General features: G+C 39.4%; 3 protein-coding genes. 1 reads left to right on the forward strand and 2 read right to left on the reverse strand.

Annotated elements, in window-relative coordinates:
- Positions 1-100 precede the first annotated feature (100 nt).
- On the reverse strand, positions 101-1,495 hold the full coding sequence (lpdA, locus tag ACOVQ4_RS22325) for a dihydrolipoyl dehydrogenase (RefSeq protein ID WP_421822802.1): 1,395 nt from the start codon (positions 1,493-1,495) through the stop codon (positions 101-103).
- 323 nt (positions 1,496-1,818) lie between these two features.
- Complete coding sequence (locus tag ACOVQ4_RS22330; RefSeq protein WP_421822803.1) at positions 1,819-2,811, reverse strand: DUF4382 domain-containing protein; 993 nt, start codon at positions 2,809-2,811, stop codon at positions 1,819-1,821.
- A 364-nt stretch (positions 2,812-3,175) separates the two neighbouring features.
- On the opposite strand from ACOVQ4_RS22330, the gene prfB reads away from it, so the two are divergent.
- Positions 3,176-4,250, forward strand: a protein-coding gene (gene prfB, locus ACOVQ4_RS22335) for a peptide chain release factor 2 (RefSeq protein WP_421822804.1) whose coding sequence is annotated in 2 segments (ribosomal slippage) — positions 3,176-3,235 and positions 3,237-4,250 — 1,074 coding nt in all. Because the reading frame shifts where the segments join, the coding sequence is not laid out codon by codon here.
- Positions 4,251-4,287 lie beyond the last annotated feature (37 nt).

Here is a 4,287-nt window from a genome sequence, read left to right on the forward strand (position 1 = left end):
AAAAACTTAAAGCTAATTTTGCTAAATACCTAGACGATTCGATTAAAAAAAGGCCGTGTAGAGAGTTCTACACGGCCTTTAGGAAGAAGATCAACGCTGATTATAAGTCAACAGCACAGCCGTAAGCTGCTTCAGTTGCACCTTTGATAGCCTCAGAGATGGTTGGGTGAGGGTGAACAGCCGTCATGATTTCATGAGCAGTAGTTTCAAGGCGACGAGCCACAACTACTTCAGCAATCATTTCGGTTACGTTATAACCAATCATGTGTGCACCTAAGAATTCACCGTATTTTGCATCGAAAATTACTTTCACAAAACCGTCTCTAGCACCAGCAGCAGTAGCTTTACCAGATGCTACAAATGGGAATTTACCCACTTTGATTTCGTATCCAGCTTCTTTTGCTTTTTTCTCAGTAAGACCTACAGAAGCAATTTCTGGAGAGCAGTAAGTACAGCCTGGAATATTGCTGTAGTCTAATGGGTGTACTGGGTGGTTAGCGATTTTTTCCACACAGATAATACCTTCAGCAGAAGCTACGTGAGCCAATGCAGGACCTGGCGTAACATCACCGATAGCATAGTAGCCTGGGATGTTAGTTTCGTACCATTGGTTTACCAAGATTTTACCTTTGTCAGTAATGATACCTACATCTTCCAAGCCTACATTTTCAAGGTTAGAAATAACACCAGCAGCCGAAAGAACGATGTCACAGTCGATTGTGATATTACCAGAAGGAGTTTTTACCGATACTTTACAACCTTCGCCAGCTGTATCTACAGATTCAACAGATGAATTAGTATGAATATCGATACCTAATTTTTTGTATTGTTTAGCCAATTCTTTAGATACGTCCTCGTCTTCAACAGGAACGATATTTGGCATAAATTCTACAATCGTCACCTTTGTACCCATAGCAGCGTACACGTAAGCAAACTCAACACCGATTGCACCCGAACCAATTACCACCAATGATTTTGGTTGCGATTCAAGAGACATTGCTTTACGGTAGTCTATTACCTTTACGCCATCGATAGGGATATTTGGCAAAGCTCTAGCACGTGCGCCAGTAGCAATCATGATATTTTTGGCATCATATACCGTAACTACACCATCAGCAGCGGTTACTTCTACTTTTTTGCCAGGTTTTACTTTACCGTTACCCATGATTACGTCAATTTTGTTCTTCTTCATTAAGAATTGAACACCTTTGCTCATGGTATCGGCAACGCCACGTGAACGCTTGATAACAGCACCGAAATCTGCGCTAGCTTCAGAAACAGTGATACCGTAATCAGAAGCATGTTTGATGTATTCAAAAACTTGCGCTGATTTCAATAAAGCTTTAGTAGGAATACAGCCCCAGTTCAAGCAGATACCTCCCAACGATTCGCGTTCTACAACGGCACATTTCAAACCCAACTGAGACGCACGAATTGCAGCTACATATCCACCTGGTCCTGAACCAATCACTATTAAATCATAAGTTGTTGCCATTTTGTTCTATTTTAAAGGGAAAAGTACAATTTGGCTACAAATATAGTTATAAGCTGTCAACTGCTAAGTGATTAATTACAAGTTTTTGGGTAAACTTATACAGTTTATACTTCATCTATCAATTTTGATAACTTCAAGGTATTGAGGAAGAAGTATAAATATTCAAAAGCAGTAAAGCCTCTCGGTAAAAAACGAAATCCTCCTTCAAAAACTCGAAGGAGGATCGTCAAAACAAATTAAGTTAAGATATAAATTCAAGGTATAAGCACTCTTTAGCCAGTGTTTTTCTGATAAAACATGAGTTGTTTATGCTCTATTACTTATTACAAGCCTAAAAAACCTTTAATCGACAATGATAAACGTACCTCTGTACTACTTTTGACAGATAGTTTTGTTAAGTCTAGGTTTCCTGAAAGATTTAAGAATGAGTTTAGTGCAACCGAAGAGTTTGCCTCGCCAGAGCTTTTGTAGGAAGCAAAATGGATTTCATAATCTCCTTCTTCCAAGAATGATACTTTAAAATTACCTGCGGCATCTACTTTGGCACTCGATACGGCATTTTTAAATTCTATAGCACTTTCTCCCTGACCTTTTGTTTCAACATTTTGGTTAAACTCGCCTTTTTTATACACAAAGGCTACGACCTTACCCATTGTGGCTGAATTATAACCACTCACTTGTCCAGATATAGTTCCTGTAGCTGTTTTGTTGACTACTCGAATCGAAGATTGTAACTCTCCATACGTCACAAAAGAGTATTGTTTTTGCGCATTTTCATTGAATGTTTTAATGGCTTTTCTCAAATCAAAATCTACCATCAAGTCGGTTGTACCGTCCTGATTAATAGTAAATGGTTTGGTGTTTAAGTCAAGATAGTTACGGGCATTTCCTGAAATAACTAGTTTACTTTTTGTACCATCAGCCTTAAGAATGTAAGACCCTGGCGCATTTCCCATCGCATCTTTTTCATAATCAAAGAAAAAAGTCAACTTTGAATATGTCCCTGCTTGCAACTGCCCTTCGCCTAGCGTAAGGAAGTTGCCGTTGTTAAGTTCCGCAATATTAATGGTTTTGGGACCTTTAAAAGCATCGAAAACTCTACCATCAACACGTACCTCTGTGATAGTAACAAAAGCACCTTTAACTTCGGCGTTGTCGATAGGAGCATCTGTCACACCAATGCGTACTTGACCTTTGGGTGCGTTGGGGTCTTGCTGAACAGGCTCGATGCTATCTTCGTTTTTGCTACAAGACCATTGAATCATACCAGCGCCCATTACAGCTAGGGCCAATGTAAGGAATTTGTTAGTTTTCATAAAGTAAGAAATAATTTAAGGGAATAAAGTAAAGGACGTAAAGCCATCGTTTGAAGACTTTTGTACTTAACTAACGATAAGATTTGAGGCTCAGATTTAATTATCACCCAATGATGTGGTCAAAAAAAGGCAACGTTTTTCTAAAATACTCATAGTGTGGTTTTTCAAGAATACCTTCTTCAAGATGATTTCACATGATTGGGTGACGTAAAAATGTAGATGTTTATATAGAATCGACCTTTCGTATTTTAATTAATTATGATAAATCTGTAATCCAACATCCTCAATCCGAATACCAAAATCGCTGTTATTTCTTCCCTAAAAATGCGCTATCTTTGCACCTTAATCAAAACAATCAAACAACATGACAAGAGACAGGTTCAATGACCTGAAAGCCAGAGTAGAGGCTTTGAGGAGGTATCTTTGACTACGATAACAAGAAGTACCAAATTTCTGAATTAGAAACAATCACGTTAGATCCTGAATTTTGGAATGACCCCAAAAAAGCGGAAAGCATCATGCGTCAAATGCGTGAGTTGAAATTCTGGACATCAGGTTTTGATAAAGCTAATGGACATTTAGGCGATTTAGAGACCATTTTTGAGTTTTATGACCTTGGCGAAGCTTCGGAAGAAGAGGTAGATGCCGAAGGTGAAAAACTTGAAACCCAACTTGGTGAACTCGAATTCCGTAAAATGATGTCTGACGAAGGCGATAATATGTCTGCCGTATTAGAAATCAACGCTGGGGCAGGAGGAACTGAATCGCAAGACTGGGCTTCTATGCTGATGCGTATGTATATTATGTGGGGCGAGAAAAACGGGTTTAAGGTAAGAGAAGTAGACCATAACGATGGCGATGTGGCGGGTATCAAGTCGGTAACGCTCGAAATCGATGGCGAATTTGCTTACGGAAATCTTAAGTCAGAAAATGGTGTACACCGTTTGGTTCGTATTTCACCTTTCGACTCTAATGCTCGTCGTCATACTTCATTTGCCTCTGTATATGTGTATCCTTTGGCCGACGATTCAATCGAAATTGATGTAAACCCTGCCGATATTGAATGGGATACCTTCCGTTCGGGTGGTGCTGGTGGTCAGAACGTAAACAAAGTAGAAACTGCGGTTCGTTTGACACACAAGCCTTCAGGTATTATCATTGCCTGTCAACAGGAACGATCGCAGTTACAAAACAAAGAAGTAGCCCTTCGATTGTTGAAATCGAAACTCTATCAAATCGAAATCGAAAAGCGTAATGCCGCTCGTGCCGAGGTAGAAGCAGGAAAGAAAAAAATAGAATGGGGTTCACAAATTCGTAGTTATGTCCTCGACGACCGTCGTGTAAAAGACCATAGAACCAACTATCAGACTTCAAACACCGATGCTGTATTAAACGGTGAAATCAATGAATTCATCAAAGCGTATTTGATGGAGCAATAGGATTGGGTGGATTGAGAGAATGAGTGGTTGAGTGATT

The sequence above is a fragment of the Flectobacillus sp. genome, from assembly GCF_049240685.1.
Taxonomy (GTDB): domain Bacteria; phylum Bacteroidota; class Bacteroidia; order Cytophagales; family Spirosomataceae; genus Flectobacillus.

Coding starts and splice junctions, on each gene's coding strand:
- lpdA (WP_421822802.1), bottom strand. CDS start 1,495: ATGGCAACAACTTATGATTTAATAGTGATTGGTTCAGGACCAGGTGGA.
- ACOVQ4_RS22330 (WP_421822803.1), bottom strand. CDS start 2,811: ATGAAAACTAACAAATTCCTTACATTGGCCCTAGCTGTAATGGGCGCT.